The sequence below is a fragment of the Pseudomonas sp. B21-041 genome (genome assembly GCF_024748675.1).
GTDB classification, from domain to species: domain Bacteria; phylum Pseudomonadota; class Gammaproteobacteria; order Pseudomonadales; family Pseudomonadaceae; genus Aquipseudomonas; species Aquipseudomonas neuropathica.
The window spans coordinates 5525083-5539941 of record NZ_CP087175.1 but is presented as its reverse complement, the minus strand read 5'-3'; the positions used below and the strand labels follow the sequence as shown (position 1 = coordinate 5539941).

General features: G+C 59.0%; 14 protein-coding genes and 2 pseudogenes. 8 read left to right on the top strand and 8 right to left on the bottom strand.

Features of this window, described 5'->3' with window-relative positions; genetic code table 11:
- Window positions 1-816, top strand: a complete 816-nt coding sequence (locus tag LOY43_RS24650; protein WP_258708847.1) for a sugar phosphate isomerase/epimerase — start codon at window positions 1-3, stop codon at window positions 814-816.
- Between the two features lie 113 nt (window positions 817-929).
- Entirely contained in the window at window positions 930-1808 is an 879-nt protein-coding gene (locus tag LOY43_RS24645; RefSeq protein ID WP_034153813.1) for a DMT family transporter, read from the top strand.
- Between the two features lie 126 nt (window positions 1809-1934).
- On the opposite strand, the gene LOY43_RS24640 is transcribed toward LOY43_RS24645, so the two are convergent.
- The gene (locus LOY43_RS24640) at window positions 1935-3272 is read right to left on the bottom strand and encodes an MFS transporter (protein WP_093434708.1); all 1338 of its coding nucleotides are present in this window, start codon (window positions 3270-3272) and stop codon (window positions 1935-1937) included.
- 358 nt (window positions 3273-3630) lie between these two features.
- On the opposite strand from LOY43_RS24640, the gene quiC reads away from it, so the two are divergent.
- Both quiC and LOY43_RS24630 read left to right on the top strand, forming a co-directional pair.
- Window positions 3631-5532 (top strand): 3-dehydroshikimate dehydratase QuiC, encoded by a 1902-nt coding sequence (quiC, locus tag LOY43_RS24635; protein WP_095048737.1) that lies wholly within the window; start codon window positions 3631-3633, stop codon window positions 5530-5532.
- 101 nt (window positions 5533-5633) lie between these two features.
- On the top strand, window positions 5634-6311 hold the full coding sequence (locus LOY43_RS24630) for a TetR family transcriptional regulator (protein WP_095048736.1): 678 nt from the start codon (window positions 5634-5636) through the stop codon (window positions 6309-6311).
- Window positions 6312-6422: 111 nt separating this feature from the next.
- Here LOY43_RS24630 and LOY43_RS24625 read toward each other — a convergent pair whose 3' ends face one another.
- Window positions 6423-7277, bottom strand: coding sequence for a shikimate dehydrogenase (locus LOY43_RS24625; protein ID WP_095048735.1), 855 nt, complete (start codon window positions 7275-7277; stop codon window positions 6423-6425).
- 5 nt (window positions 7278-7282) lie between these two features.
- Window positions 7283-7723 carry a type II 3-dehydroquinate dehydratase gene (aroQ, locus tag LOY43_RS24620; RefSeq protein ID WP_008084592.1) on the bottom strand — a complete coding sequence of 147 codons (441 nt, stop codon included), beginning with the start codon at window positions 7721-7723 and terminating at the stop codon, window positions 7283-7285.
- Window positions 7724-8038: 315 nt separating this feature from the next.
- Here aroQ and LOY43_RS24615 point away from each other — a divergent pair.
- Window positions 8039-8467: pseudogene (locus LOY43_RS24615) on the top strand (DUF4160 domain-containing protein).
- A complete protein-coding gene (locus LOY43_RS24610; protein ID WP_258708846.1) occupies window positions 8464-8907 on the top strand; it encodes a DUF2442 domain-containing protein in 444 nt (147 codons plus the stop codon). The pseudogene LOY43_RS24615 and the gene LOY43_RS24610 overlap by 4 nt, the downstream one beginning before the upstream one ends.
- Window positions 8908-8966: 59 nt before the next feature.
- Here LOY43_RS24610 and trmA read toward each other — a convergent pair whose 3' ends face one another.
- Together trmA and LOY43_RS24600 are read right to left on the bottom strand one after the other, a co-directional pair.
- Window positions 8967-10046, bottom strand: a complete 1080-nt coding sequence (gene trmA, locus LOY43_RS24605) for a tRNA (uridine(54)-C5)-methyltransferase TrmA (protein ID WP_095048732.1) — start codon at window positions 10044-10046, stop codon at window positions 8967-8969.
- A complete protein-coding gene (locus tag LOY43_RS24600; RefSeq protein WP_095048731.1) occupies window positions 10043-11338 on the bottom strand; it encodes an NCS2 family permease in 1296 nt (431 codons plus the stop codon). The genes trmA and LOY43_RS24600 overlap by 4 nt, the downstream gene beginning before the upstream one ends.
- A gap of 222 nt (window positions 11339-11560) precedes the next feature.
- Between LOY43_RS24600 and LOY43_RS24595 the strand changes: the two genes are divergently transcribed.
- Both LOY43_RS24595 and LOY43_RS24590 read left to right on the top strand, forming a co-directional pair.
- Window positions 11561-12010, top strand: a complete 450-nt coding sequence (locus LOY43_RS24595; RefSeq protein ID WP_095048730.1) for a DUF4879 domain-containing protein — start codon at window positions 11561-11563, stop codon at window positions 12008-12010.
- 66 nt (window positions 12011-12076) lie between these two features.
- Entirely contained in the window at window positions 12077-12622 is a 546-nt protein-coding gene (locus LOY43_RS24590) for a DJ-1 family glyoxalase III (RefSeq protein WP_095048729.1), read from the top strand.
- A 12-nt stretch (window positions 12623-12634) separates the two neighbouring features.
- On the opposite strand, the gene LOY43_RS24585 is transcribed toward LOY43_RS24590, so the two are convergent.
- The 3 genes and pseudogenes from LOY43_RS24585 to LOY43_RS24575 form a co-directional block, all read right to left on the bottom strand.
- The gene (locus tag LOY43_RS24585; protein WP_095048728.1) at window positions 12635-12922 is read right to left on the bottom strand and encodes a HigA family addiction module antitoxin; all 288 of its coding nucleotides are present in this window, start codon (window positions 12920-12922) and stop codon (window positions 12635-12637) included.
- A gap of 14 nt (window positions 12923-12936) precedes the next feature.
- A pseudogene (locus LOY43_RS24580) lies at window positions 12937-13215 on the bottom strand (type II toxin-antitoxin system RelE/ParE family toxin).
- Between the two features lie 84 nt (window positions 13216-13299).
- Entirely contained in the window at window positions 13300-14538 is a 1239-nt protein-coding gene (locus LOY43_RS24575; RefSeq protein ID WP_258708845.1) for an MFS transporter, read from the bottom strand.
- Between the last annotated feature and the right edge of the window lie 321 nt (window positions 14539-14859).

Below are 14859 nucleotides of genomic sequence, written 5' to 3'. Positions count from 1 at the left end.
ATGAACGAACGAATCCTGTCTCTGGCCAGCCTCACCGTGCTGGAGTTGTCGCCACCGCAAATGGTCGAAGTGGCGGCACGTGCTGGTTACAGCCATGTCGGTCTGCGCCTGGAACCGGCGACGCCCGAGGAGCATCATTTCCCTTTGGTCGCCGATGCTGAATTGCGCCGTCAGACTTTGCAGCGGCTGCGCGACACCCGCATCCGCGTGCTCGACGTGGAAATCCTGCGATTGAAGCCGCAAACCGTCGTCGCCGATTTCGAGAAACTTCTTACGGTCGGTGCGGAATTTGGCGCTACCGAATTGCTGGTCGCCGGTAACGATCCTGACGAGCAGCGGCTCACCGATAACTTTGCGGCGCTTTGCGATCTGGCCGCGCCTTACCGGCTGCACCCGCATCTGGAGTTCATGCCCTGGACTGATGCGCGCAACCTCGAACAAGCGCTACGAATTGTCGAAAACGCTGATCGGGAAAACGCTGCGGTGCTGGTCGATGCGTTCCACTTTGATCGTTCGGCGTCACGCTTGGAGGATCTGGCTGAAGTGTCAGTGTCGCGTCTGCGTTATGCGCAATTATGTGATGTAGCGGGGCCGAGGCCGTCAGACATGGCCGAGATCTTGCGTCAGGCGCGCAACGAGCGGCGGTTTCCCGGCGAGGGTGATTGCGATCTGCTCGGGTTGCTGCGAGCGCTGCCGACTAATATTCCACTGAGTCTGGAAATTCCCACGGTAAAACTGCTGGAGCAGGGCGTGAGCGGATTGGAGCGAGCGCAGATGGCGATCGACAGGACGCGGGAATTGTTGGCGCGACTGTGAGTCTTTTTTGTGGCGAGGGAGCTTGCTCCCAGTGGACTGCGTAGCCGTCCCCAATCGGCGACCGCCGCGCGATCTCCTTCGCCACCGTATTGTTGTTCAAACAGGGATAACCAATGACTGTCAGCACCCCGCTCTCCGGTGTCAACCAACCCTTCAAGGGGATCTTGCTGATTGTCGTGGCAACCTTCCTGTTCTCCAGTCACGACGCATTGTCGAAATACCTGTCCGGTTTTTATCCGATCGTGATGGTGGTCTGGGCGCGCTATCTGGTGCACACACTGCTGATGGCAGGGATTTTTCTGCCGCAATCCGGGTTGCGTGTGCTGCGCACCAAGAAGCCGCTATGGCAATTGGTTCGGGCACTGTGCCTGCTCGGCACCAGCCTGTTCTTCACCACCGCGTTGTTGTACATCCCATTGGCGGAAGCCACGGCGGTCAACTTTCTTGCGCCAGTATTGGTGACCGCATTGTCGGTGCCGCTGCTCAAGGAGCGAGTGACCCGAGGTCAATGGATCGCGGTGATCTGCGGCTTTATCGGCGTGCTGATCATCGTCCACCCCGGCGGTGAGTTGTTTACTCCGGCGGTGTTGCTGCCGTTCTGCTCGGCGCTGTTTTTCTGCTTTTATCAACTGCTGACCCGCAAGCTCGCCGAGGTGGACAGCCCGACCACCAGCAACTTCTTTGCCGGGTTATGCAACACGCTGGTGATGAGTGCACTAGTGCCGTTCTTCTGGCAGGTGCCGACGTTGACCCATGCCGGGTTGATGCTGGCGCTGGGCAGTTGCGGGATGACCGCGCATTTGTTTCTGACCCAGGCGTTCCGCCATGCCGCTCCAGCACTGCTGGCGCCGTTCGGTTATTGCCAGATTGTGTTTGCCGGGTTGTTGGGCTGGCTGCTGTTCAATCACACGCCGAGTCTGCTGACGATCATTGGCATCGCGGTGATCTGTTGCAGCGGACTGGCGGCAGCGTGGCAGCAGAGCCGCCGTTGAGGGATACGCAAACCCCTGTGTAGGAGCTGACGAGTGAAACGAGGCTGCGATCTTTTGATCTTCAACATCAAGATCAAAAGATCGCAGCGTGCCGCAGCTCCTACAAGGAAGCCGGGTGTAGGCAGATTACTCGGTGACGGTAGGAATCTTGCGCGGTGCCATGAAGTACATCCACGTCAGCGCAATGAAGTACATCGCCGGAATCAGGGTGAACAACACGGTGTAGTTGTTGTTGGTCACGGTGAGGATGTGGCCGACGATCTGGGTCATGAACATCCCGCCGATCGCTGCGCACATACCACCGAAACCGAACACGGTGCTCATCATGTGCTTGGGCGTGTAGTCCATTACCAGGCTCCAGATGTTTGCTGTCCACGCCTGGTGCGCACCGATTGCCAGAGAAATCGCGGCCACCGCCACCCACAGGTTGGCTGAGCCGGCGGCCATGATCACGCCGATGATGCAGCAAGCAAACAGGAGCATCGACAGCAGCCGCGCTTTGATCGAGTTCATCCCGCGACCGATCAGGAACGAAGACAGAATGCCGCCACCGACGCTACCGAAGTCGGCCGTGACGTAGATGATGATCAGCGGAATACCCATTTGGGTGACGTTGATGCCCAGATTGTATTGCTGATTGAGGAACGGTGGCAGCCAGTACAGGTAGAACCAGAACACCGGCGCGGTCAGCGAGTAGGCGAGGGCGAAGGCCCAGGTGCCGCGCATCCGCAGGATTTTCGAGAACGGCACGCGGGCCTGTTCCGGTTCGACTTCTTGCTGGATGTAGTCCAGCTCGGACTGTTTCACGCTCGGGTGATCTTCCGGGTTGAAGTATTTCAAGCCCCAGAACAACAGCCAGATCCCGCCCAGCGCCGCCATGCACAGGAACGCCGCTTGCCAGCCCCAGACGTGCAGGACCAGTGGCAGCAGCATCGGCGTGAACATCGCACCGACGTTGGTGCCGGCGTTGAAGATGCCGGTGGCGACCGCACGTTCGCCGGCCGGGAACCACAGGCGCGTGGTTTTCACACAGGCCGGGTAGTTCGCCGCTTCAGTCAGGCCGAGAATAAACCGGCAGACCATAAAGCCAACGGCTGACGTTGCCAGACCGTGGGCACCGGTGGCCAGGCTCCACAGCAGCACGGCGCAGAAGAACACGCGCTTGACGCCGACCCGGTCGATCAAGCGTCCTTGCAGGACGAAACCGATCGCGTAGCCGACCTGAAACCAGAAGTTGATGTTGGCGTAATCCATCGCCGTCCAGCTCATTTCCTTGGCGAGGATGGGCTGCATGACGCCGAGGGCGGCGCGGTCGATGTAGTTCAGGGTAGTGGCGAAAAACACCAGCGCCAGCATGCCCCAACGGGTCTTGCCGACAGCCATGGCGCCGCGGATCTTGTCGCCGATGCCACCCGTGGCAGTGCTCATGGCCGGAGCCATGCGGGAAGTCTGTGAAGGAATCATGTGTTCCACCCGTTTTTGGATTTGTTATTTGGTGTGCTTGTTACTTGCACGCTGCGACCGGTGGTTCAGATCCGGACTCAATGTGCAGTCGATGTTGGGCAGTGGACGAAAAATCGTCAATTCGCCAAACCGCCATTGTGTTCGATAATCGCACGCAAAACTAACCGGGTAGTACACTTTAAATTGCTGCCACGTTCGATGCAGCCAATAATTTCCCCCACTATAAAAATCATCCTGTGTAGGAGCTGCCGAAGGCTGCGATCTTTTGATTTTGCTTTTCAGCAATAAAGATCAAACGATCGCAGCCTTCGGCAGCTCCTACAGTAAAGATAAAGCGGCGCAGTCCGGGAGTTGAAACATGCAGCGTTCCATTGCCACCGTTTCCTTGAGCGGCACCCTGCCGGAAAAACTCGAAGCCATCGCCGCCGCCGGGTTCGACGGGGTGGAGATTTTCGAAAACGACCTCCTGTACTACGACGGCAGCCCGCGGGAAATTAAACAGATGTGCGCCGATCTCGGCATCGCCATCACTCTGTTTCAGCCGTTCCGCGATTTCGAAGGCTGCCGCCGTGATCGCCTGGCGCGTAACCTTGAGCGCGCCGAACGCAAGTTCGACCTCATGCAGGAGCTGGGCACCGACCTGGTGTTGGTCTGCAGTAACGCCTCGGCCGACAGCGTCGGCGATCAGCAAATTCTAGTCGATGATCTGCGCCTGCTGGCCGAGCATGCCGGCGCGCGCGGCTTGCGCATTGGTTACGAAGCGCTGGCGTGGGGCCGTCACGTGAATACTTATCAACAGGTCTGGGACATCGTGCGTCAGGCCGATCACCCGAGCCTCGGCGTGTTGCTCGACAGCTTCCATACGCTGTCGTTGAAGGGCGATCCCCGCGCCATTGCCGACATTCCCGGCGACAAGATTTTCTTTGTGCAAATGGCCGACGCGCCGATCCTGGCCATGGATGTGCTGGAGTGGAGCCGGCATTTCCGTTGCTTCCCGGGACAGGGCGAATTCGATCTGCCGGGTTTCCTCGCGCCGATCATCCAGAGCGGTTACGCCGGGCCGCTGTCGCTGGAAATTTTCAACGATGGCTTCCGCGCCGCGCCGCCACGGGCCAATGCCGCCGATGGTTTACGTTCACTGCTGTATCTGGAAGAGAAGACCCGCCAGCGTCTCGAGCAGGAAGCGACGCCTGTCGCCAATCGCGAAATCCTTTTCGAAACACCGAAGGCCAGCGAGTACAACGGCATCGAATTTCTTGAGTTCGCCGTTGATGAAAGCCTCGGCGCCAAGCTGTCGAACTGGCTGGAACGCTTGGGGTTCGTCAAGGCCGGGCAGCATCGTTCCAAGAGTGTGAGCCTGCTGCGTCAGGGCGACATCAATCTGATCCTCAACTCCGAACCGTATTCCTTTGCCCACAGCTTCTTCGAGGCTCACGGCCCGTCGCTGTGTGCCACGGCTGTGCGGGTCAAGGACAGCGCCAGTGCATTGGCACGCGCCGTCGCTTACAAAGGTCAGCCCTATCGTGGACTGGTCGGCCCCAACGAACTGGAACTGGCGGCGGTGCGCGCGCCGGACGGCAGCCTGATTTATCTGGTGGATGAGCAGGCCGACGTTTATGGCACCGACTTCAATCTGCTGGCAGATGCTCCCGCCCGTGGCGGTCTGAAACGCATCGACCACATGGCCATGGCGTTGCCGGCCGACAGCCTCGACAGTTGGGTGCTGTTCTACAAGAGCCTGCTGGATTTCGAGGCGGACGATGAAGTGGTGCTGCCTGATCCGTATGGTCTGGTGAAGAGCCGCGCCTTGCGTAGCCGCGACAGTTCGATCCGCTTGCCGCTGAACATCTCCGAGAACCGCAACACCGCCATCTCCCACGCGCTGTCGAGTTATCGCGGCTCCGGTGTGCACCACATCGCCTTCGATTGTGACGACATCTTCGCCGAAGTCAGTCGCGCCAAAGAAGCCGGCGTGCCGCTGCTGGATATTCCGCTCAACTATTACGACGACCTTGCCGCGCGCTTCGATTTTGACGACGAGTTTCTCAGTGAACTGGCGTATTACAACGTTCTGTACGACCGTGATGCGCAGGGCGGTGAGCTGTTCCACGTCTACACCGAACCGTTTGAAGGGCGCTTCTTCTTCGAGATCATCCAGCGTAAGAACGGCTATGCCGGGTATGGCGCGGCGAACGTCGCGGTGCGTCTGGCGGCAATGGCCAAATCACGCAGTGGCGCCGTGCGCCAGGCGAAGTTGTAGGAAATTCGTAAACGCGGGATTAAACACGGGCCGCGCGGCTTCCTTCACTGTGCTGCGCAGCCCATAATCGCCGCCTGTGCAGTGATGGCCGTGAGCCCGCAATGACGATGAATACAGAACTTTCCGCAGCTCCTGAAGTTTCCACTGTAGAGCCGCGCAAGAGTCGCAAGAACAACCCGGAAAAGACCCGCGAGAACATCTTGCAGGAGGCGATCGTCGAGTTCGTCCAGCAAGGCTTGTCCGGTGCTCGCGTCGATGCGATCGCCGAGCGAATCCACACCTCCAAACGCATGATCTATTACTACTTCGGCAGTAAGGAGCAGTTGTACGTCGAGGTGCTGGAAAAGCTTTACGGTGACATCCGCAGCACCGAAAACCGTCTGCACCTGGCCGAGCTGGCGCCGGTAGAGGCGATTCGGCGTCTGGTGGAATTCACCTTCGATCACCACGACCGCAACGTCGATTTCGTGCGCATCGTCAGCATCGAAAACATCCATAATGCCGAATACGTGAAGCGTTCCGATGCGATCAAGGCGATGAACAACACCATCCTCGATTCACTCGGCGAGATTCTGCGTCGTGGTGCTGCTGAAGGTGTTTTCCGTGTGGGGCTGGATGCGCTGGATGTGCATTTGCTGATCAGTTCTTTCTGCTTCTATCGCGTGTCGAACCGGCACACGTTTGGCGAGATCTTTCAGATCGATCTGCCGGATGAAAGCATCAAGCAGCGGCATCGCGAGATGATTTGCGAATCGGTGTTGCGTTACCTGCAGGCCTGACACATTCCCCTGTGGGAGCGAGCCTGCTCGCGAAAGCGGTGTGTCAGTCAACAGATGTATTGGCTGGCCGTACGCCTTCGCGAGCGGGCTCGCTCCCACAGGGGAAAGAATTCAGCCATTCATGCTTTGAAAATGCGCGAGCATCCGCTGCGCATCCGGCACCACGCCGCTAAACAATTCAAACGCCTTCACCGCCTGAAACACCGCCATGTTGCCCCCATCCAGCGTCCGGCAACCCAGCGCGCGGGCGTTGCGCAGCAGTTCGGTTTCCAGCGGGAAATACACAATCTCCGCCACCCACAATTCCTTGCGCAGCAGCTCGACCGGCACCGGCATGCCCGGCAGTTTGGCCATGCCCATTGGCGTGGTATTCACCAGCCCGTCGGCCTGATTCAGCGTACTCGGTAGATCTTGCCCGGCCACGGCGCGACCCGAGCCGAAATGCTGATTGAGATTGTTCGCCAGACTCTCGGCGCGCTCACGGTCGACATCGAAAATGCTCAGTTGCCGTACGCCTTCGCTCAACAATGCGTGGGCCACTGCTGCACCCGCGCCACCCGCGCCCATCTGGACTACGCGCTCGCGGGCAGCGTCCTTCAGCCCCCGGCGAAAACCCTCAGCGAAACCGAGACAGTCGGTGTTATGGCCAACACGCTTGCCGTCCTTCAGTACCACCGTGTTCACCGCGCCGATGCCTTCGGCTTCCGGCGACAACTCATCGAGCAGCGGGATGATCGCCTGCTTGCACGGGAAGGTGATGTTCAATCCGGTGTAGTTCATCCGCTCGGCCGCCAGCAGCAGGTCGGGCAGGGCGGTACTGTCCATTTTCAGTTGATCGAGATCGATCAGTCGGTACAGATAACGCAGGCCTTGGGCATCACCTTCGTGCTCATGCAGCGCGGGTGTGCGCGAGGCCTGAATGCCGGCGCCGATCAGCCCGGCGAGTATCACGTTAGAGCGAGACATGCGAGTTACCCCTTCAGCCGCTGGCTGAAATGTTCCAGTGCCAGTCGATAGCCGTGACTGCCAAAACCGGCCATTACCGCTGTGGCAATCGCCGAGACAAACGAGTGATGACGGAACGGCTCGCGGGCGTGGACGTTGGACAGGTGCACTTCGATCACCGGTAATTCACTGGCCACCAGCGCATCGCGAATCGCCACCGAAGTGTGCGTCCACGCGGCCGGATTGATCACGATCCCGGCGCAACGGCCACGGGCAGCGTGAATCCAGTCGAGCAGTTCGCCTTCGTGATTGGTCTGGCGAAACTCCACGGCCAGGCCGAATTCTTCGGCAGCGCGACCGCACAGAGCCGAGATGTCCGCAAGGGTTTCGTGACCGTAAGTCGCCGGCTCACGAGTGCCGAGCAGGTTCAGGTTCGGGCCATTGAGCACCAGAACGATAGGGGGCATGAGGGGTAACTCCACTTATTGTTTTTGGCTTTGGCCGAGGATTTCAGCCTGTGGAGATAAAATGTACTAGATGGTTACCATGGTCAATTGAACAAAAATGGACGTGGCGTTTTATGTTCGGTGATCGCACAGAAGCAATATTGATCGAGATATGACGACAGCTTTGCTTACGTTTTTTACCGGAGATTGACCGACTCATGACCCGTTCCGACGCTAGCCTCAAAAGCGGTGAAACGTCATGTGCTTGATCACCAGTCGTCGGATTTGAAAGGAATCTCAAATCCTGAAATTTTTTAACCTAACGGATGGGTTAGCATGAAGGTGTGCAGCTACAAAGGATTGTCGATTGTCATCATGCTGCGAGATGAACATTGCCCACCACACGTTCACGTGAATGCGGGCAGTTGGAGTGCCCGATTACAGTTCAGTTTCTGGCACAACGATATTGAGCTTTGGGACGTCGTGCCGCTTTCTCGTCGACCACCCTTGGCCGTGCTGGAAGGCTTGTGTCGATCCCTTTAGCAGCCTGCTCATCTGCGACGAGCACGCGGGATCTGGTGGTCGAAATTGCAAACTGTCTGTCTCGACAATCAATTGTGGGACAGCCATTCAAACGAAGTGTTGGGGATGAAACTCGTCACTGACACGACATACAGAGTGGGATCGGCGCGTTATCTGCCAGACGAGGGCAAAACTCTTCTGACATTGATAGACGCATTGGAAGGAGTGGAAATCGATTTATGAAGGTCATCAAAGCCAAGCCATCCGTACGTCGTCCCCTCACGGAGGAGATGATCGACGTCGCCATCGAGCAAGGGCAAGCACGCCGGACGAATAGCTTGCAGGCTGTCTCCGTAACCTTTGAGAAACCATCCCTGATCATCCGTTTTGAAGACGGCAGCGGTGTGTTGCTACCGGTGGATCGTTATCCAGAGTTCGACGGATTCAACGCAGCGGACTATGAAAGCCTGACAGTCGGCTTCGCGGGCACTGCGCTTTGTCACGAGGGTAAAGACCTCGACGTTTCCATTTCTGGGATGATTTCGGCGAGCCCATCACTATTGGCCATGGCCGCTTCTACCGTTGCTTCGCGCAACGGCCGTCAGAGCAGCGCGGCAAAGTCTGCAGCCGCGCGGGCGAATGGCAAAAAGGGCGGGCGTCCGCGTAAGGTCGATCCCGCTTAGTGAGCGCCCACAAAAAAGCCGTCAATCACGACGGCTTTTTCGTATCTGCTGTCCCGTAATCAACGCCGGGTCAGCAACACACCCGATTCCATGTGATGCGTCCACGGGAACTGGTCAAACAACGCGCACTGGGTAATACGGTGCGTGTCGTGCAACTGGGCGATGTTGGCCGCCAGGGTTTCCGGGTTGCAGGAGATGTACAGGATGTTGTCGAAGCGGCGGGTCAGCTCGCAGGTGTCCGGGTCCATGCCGGCGCGCGGCGGGTCGACGAAGACGCTGCCGAACTCATAGCTCTTCAGGTCGATGCCTTGCAGGCGACGGAACGGGCGCACTTCGTTGAGCGCTTCGGTCAGCTCTTCGGCAGACAAACGCACCAGAGTGACGTTATCCACAGCGTTTTCGCTGAGGTTGCTCAATGCCGCGTTGACCGAGGTTTTGCTGATTTCGGTAGCCAGCACTTTGCGCACGCGAGTCGCGAGCGGCAGGGTGAAGTTACCGTTACCGCAATACAGCTCCAGCAAGTCGTCAGTGCGGTCACCGAGTGCTTCGTACGCCCAGTTGAGCATCTTCTGGTTCACCGTGCCGTTCGGCTGGGTGAACGCGCCTTCCGGCTGGCGATAGCTGAAGGTGCGACCGCCGACGTCGAGTTTCTCGACCACGTAATCGAGGCCAAGCACTTCGCGTTTACCCTTCGAGCGACCAATAATGCTGACGCCGAGATCCGCCGCCAACTTCGTCGCCGCTGTATGCCAGTGTTCGTCCAGCGGGCGGTGATAGCACAGGGTGATCATCGCATCGCCAGACAGTGTGGTCAGAAACTCCACTTGAAACAGCTTGTGGCTCAGCGCCGAACTGGCCTGCCAGGCAGCCTTTAATTGCGGCATCAACTGGTTGATGCGCAGGCTGGCAATCGGGAACGCTTCGATCAGGATCGGCGTGCGTTTGTCGTCCTGCGAGAACATCGCGTAATGCCGCTCGCCGCCCTCGCGCCACAGGCGGAATTCGGCGCGCAGACGGAAGTTCTGCAGCGGCGAGTCGAACACGGTCGGCTCGGGGGCATCGAACGGCGCCAGCAGATCACGCAAACGCGTGACCTTGGCTTCAAGTTGCTCGGCGTAAGCCTGGGAATCGAATGTCATGCGTTGAACCAACCCAACTTGATCACAAACAGAATCGACAGAATCACCAGCGCCGGGTTCAGCTCACGAGCGCGGCCGGACAGCAACTTGATCACGGTCCAGGCGATGAAACCGAACGCGATGCCGTTGGCGATCGAATAAGTGAACGGCATGGCTAGCGCGGTGACCACGACCGGCGCGGCGACGGTGATGTCGTCCCAGTCTATTTCCGCCAGGCCCGACGTCATCAACACTGCGACGAACAGCAGTGCCGGCGCGGTGGCGAACGCCGGAACGCTGGCCGCCAGTGGCGAGAAGAACAGTGCCAGCAGGAACAGAATCGCCACGACGATGGCGGTGAGACCGGTACGCCCGCCCGCACTCACGCCGGCAGCAGATTCGATGTAACTGGTGGTGGTCGACGTACCCAGCAACGAACCGGCCATGGCCGCGGTGCTGTCGGCGATCAGTGCGCGGCCCATTTTCGGCATGTGGCCGTCCTTGCCCATCAGGCCGGCGCGCTTGGCGACGCCGATCAGGGTGCCGGAGTTGTCGAAGAGGTCGACGAACAGGAACGCGAAAATCACGCTGACCAGACCGATGTCCAGTGCGCCTTTGATGTCCAGTTGCATGAAGGTCGGCGCCAGCGAAGGTGGCATCGAGGTCACGCCGTTGAACGGGGTGACGCCCATGGCGATGGAAATGATGGTCACTGCCAGAATGCCGATCAGTACTGCACCGCGCACTTTCAGCGCTTCGAGGGCAACGATCAGGGCAAAGCCGAGGGTGGCGAGGATCGGTGCCGGGGCTTTCAAGTCACCGAGGCCGACCATGGTCGCCGGGTTGCTGACCACGATGCCAGCGTTGTGCAGGGCGATCAGTGCCAGGAACAGGCCGATACCGGCAGCAATCGCCGAGCGCAGTGGCAGCGGGATGCTGTTGATGATCCATTCACGGATACGGAAGATCGACAACAGGAAGAAGCACACGGCCGAGATGAACACCGCACCCAGCGCCACTTGCCAGGTGTGGCCCATGTGCAGGACGACGGTGTAGGTGAAGAAGGCGTTCAGACCCATGCCCGGCGCAAGGGCGATCGGGTAGTTGGCGATCAGGCCCATGATCGTCGAACCGATCGCAGCCGCCAGACAGGTGGCGACAAACACCGCACCCTTGTCCATGCCGGTCTCGCCGAGAATGCTCGGATTGACGAACAGAATGTAGGCCATGGCCAAGAAAGTCGTGATGCCCGCCAGAATCTCGGTGCGCACGTTGGTGTTGTGTGCCTTGAGTTGAAACAGCCTTTCCAGCATGTCTGCTCCCCGTGGCGCGCGTGGCGCCGTGAATGTATCGACCTCAACAGCAAAGCACAGACCATCGCAAGCGCCTGGAAAATTGTGGTGGGCCGGAAAAAGCCGCGCATCATACCAGCAGCGTGAGGAATATGGCGGTTGTTGGTGTCGATCGTCGGCGAAGTTTTGCCTTGAAGCCAACTGCGCCATACTGCGCGCTGATTTTTTCGGGACGGGAAGCGCATGAGCAGGTGCTGGATGAAGGGTTCGGGTTTGATTGCAGCACTGATGGCCGTGACGCCGTTAGCGTTGGCGGCCTCGGCGGAGCCGTTGACCCAAGTGAAAGTGATCAAGGTGCAATCGCCGGCCTGTGGCCTGGAAGACATTGGTGATGGGCAGACACAGACCCAATGCAATCACAACGGGCCTAGCATCAAAGTCTATGTACTGGAAGTCGGATACGGCCAGAGCCAGCCGCATGCCACGCTGGATGGTTTCGAAGTGAACGGCACCCGAGCGCCGGTATGTGCCTTTGATAATGGCAACCTGACCGAGTGCAGTCCGGGCCGTAGCACCGTCGGTTCTCTTTATACCTTCGATCTGGCGGGCAAACAGGAAGGTACCTTCACCTTCAGCAACACCTCGATCAACGCGCCACGCAATACGATGTCGACCCAGCTTTACATCAAGTAACGGCTGTTGCAGCGCGATCCGGGTGAAGCTGACTACGCTTAAAGTATCACCCAGCGGATAGCGCCCATGACCTTTAGAGCCCTGATTACCCTCGCCGAGGGCATCGATGATCTGCAAAGCGTGACCCTGATCGACGTGCTGCGCCGCGCCGGCATCGAAGTGGTCGCCGCCAGTATTGAAGGACGACGCATGCTGACCTGCGCGCGTGGTACACGCCTGACCGCCGACGGCATGCTGGTCGATGTGCTGGCGCAAACCTTCGACCTGATCGTACTGCCCGGCGGTGTTGTCGGTTCACAACATCTGGCCGCACATCAACCGCTGCAACAACTGCTCAAGGATCAAGCCAGCGCCGGACGCTTGTTCGCCGCCATCGCCGAATCCCCGGCCGTCGCCCTGCAAACCTTTGGAGTGCTGCGTCAACGACGCATGACCTGTTTGCCCAGCGCCAGCCATCAACTCTCGGGCTGTACGTTTGTTGATCAACCGGTGGTGGTCGACGGCAATTGCATCACCGCGCAAGGTTCCAGCGCTGCGCTGGAGTTTGCCTTGACGCTGGTCGAGCAACTCGGCGGCAAGGCCTTGCGGGTGAAAGTGGCGGGGGAGTTGTAGTGGCTGGAGGTGTCAGGCGTGGACAGCGATCAGTTCGATAACCGGTTGCTCCCGATGCTCCGCTTGCCACAGATCGTAGTCGGTTTGTACGCCTAGCCACACACGCGCCTTGCCAATGCCAGCACGCTCAAGACGCACAGCCAGATCCGGGCTGATTGGCGCATGTCCGTGTAGTACACGGGAAAGATGTGGGCGCGCGAAGCCCAAGTGTCGGGCCAATTCGGTCACGCTGATGCCTAGCTCGGGCAAAACATCCATCAGCAGGGTTTCGCCGGGGTGTGGCGGGTTGTGCATGGGCATGAGCCTGCCTCCTGTCAGTGGTAATCCAGATAATCGACCAGTTCGATATCCGAACCGACAAAACGAAAGATCACTCGCCAGTTGCTTGAAACGCTCAGCGACCAGTACTCCGTCAGTTAACCTATCAATCGATGCAGGCGCCAACCCGGAAGGTCTAGATCTGCGGGAATCGTAGCGCGATCCATGAACTGCAGCATGCGCGACAGCCGTTTTGCGTGGTCGGCACGAATCCCGCGAGTCGAACCTGTTTCATAGAAGCCTCGAAGGCCTTTGTGCTGAAAGGATTTGATCATGGGCTGGAGTGTAAGGCGATACATTACACTCGGTGCGGTAACTATGTACCGCACCTTTTCAGTTATTTTGTGTTTTGGAGGTTGTCAGACCTTCACCTCCTCCACCGGCACATGCATGCGATCCCGGTTAGCCAGCGTCGGAAACAACTTGATCCATGTCCCCGTCACCACCAGCGTACCGATCCCGCCCATCACCACCGCCGGCACGGTGCCGAACCAGTGGGCGGTGACGCCGGATTCGAATTCGCCCAACTGATTGGAAGCGCCGATAAACAGCCCGTTCACCGCGCTGACCCGGCCGCGCATTTCGTCGGGGGTTTCCAATTGTACGAAAGAGGCGCGGATGACCATGCTGATCATGTCCGCCGCGCCGAGTACCACCAGCACCGCCAGCGAGAACCAGAACGAGGTCGACAGGCCGAAGGCGATGGTGGCAACGCCGAATACGCCGACCGCCGTGAACATTATCCGGCCAACGTTGCGTTCTACGGTAAATCGGGCGAGGAACAGCGACATCCCCAGTGCGCCGACCGCCGGTGCCGAACGTAGCAGGCCGAGGCCCCATGGCCCGGTCAGCAGGATGTCCTTGGCGAATACCGGCAACAACGCCGTGGCGCCGCCGAGGAGTACCGCAAACAAATCCAGCGAAATCGCCCCGAGAATGTCCGGGCGGCTGCGAATGAAGCGAATCCCCGCCAGCAACGAATCCAGCGTGGCTTTGCCTTTGTTCAGTGGTGTTTGCCGCGCGGGCAGGTTGAGCATCAAGGTGCAGGCAATGACATACAGCAGCACGGTCGGGCCATACACCCAGACGCTGCCGAACGCGTAGAGCAAGCCGCCCAGCGCCGGGGCGACGATGGTTGCCGACTGTTGCGCCGATTGTGCCGCTGCCACCGCCCGTGGGAACAGTGCGCTGGGCACAATACTCGGCAGCAGTGCCTGGGTGGTCGGCATCTCGAACGAACGCGCCGCGCCGAGCAGGAAGGCGAGGATGAAGATCATCTCGCGGGTGACGTGATCGGTGGCGCTGCCGATGGCCAGCGCCAGGGCGATCAATGCCTGCAACGACTGACAGATCGCCGCGACTTTGCGTCGGTCATAGCGGTCGGCGACATGCCCGGTGTGCAACATGAACAGCACACGCGGGGCGAATTCGACCAGGCCGACCAGACCCAGATCGAGGACGTTGCCGGTCAATTGGTAGAGGTTCCAGCCAATTGCCACAGTGAGCATCTGAAAGCCGCTGGCGGTGAAGATCCGCGCGAACCAGAAAGCGAGAAACGGACGATGGTGACGTAACAGCAGGGGCGCTTGGCTGGGCATCTGAAGGCAGGTCTGGCTCGAGGGGAATCGCGAGGTTATCACCAGTCTGTAACAGGAAGTTGCTATGACAAAAAATTTAGTTAGGCAGACATCGATTTCCTCAAGCTCGCCGCAAGAAATCCATTGCAGAGCATCGCCGCGCCGATGAGGCAACTTGTCACGCGGCAAACGACCACGCAGTTCTTCGTCGGAAATGGGACTACTCTTTCAACGTTGCTTGATCCAGATCAAGACCCTCCTGGGCGATGCTCTGGTGGCGCGTTGACCAGACTCCCTGCGTTGCGATGGTTGTTTAAAAAGAACGAATCAGAATTCGCCGCA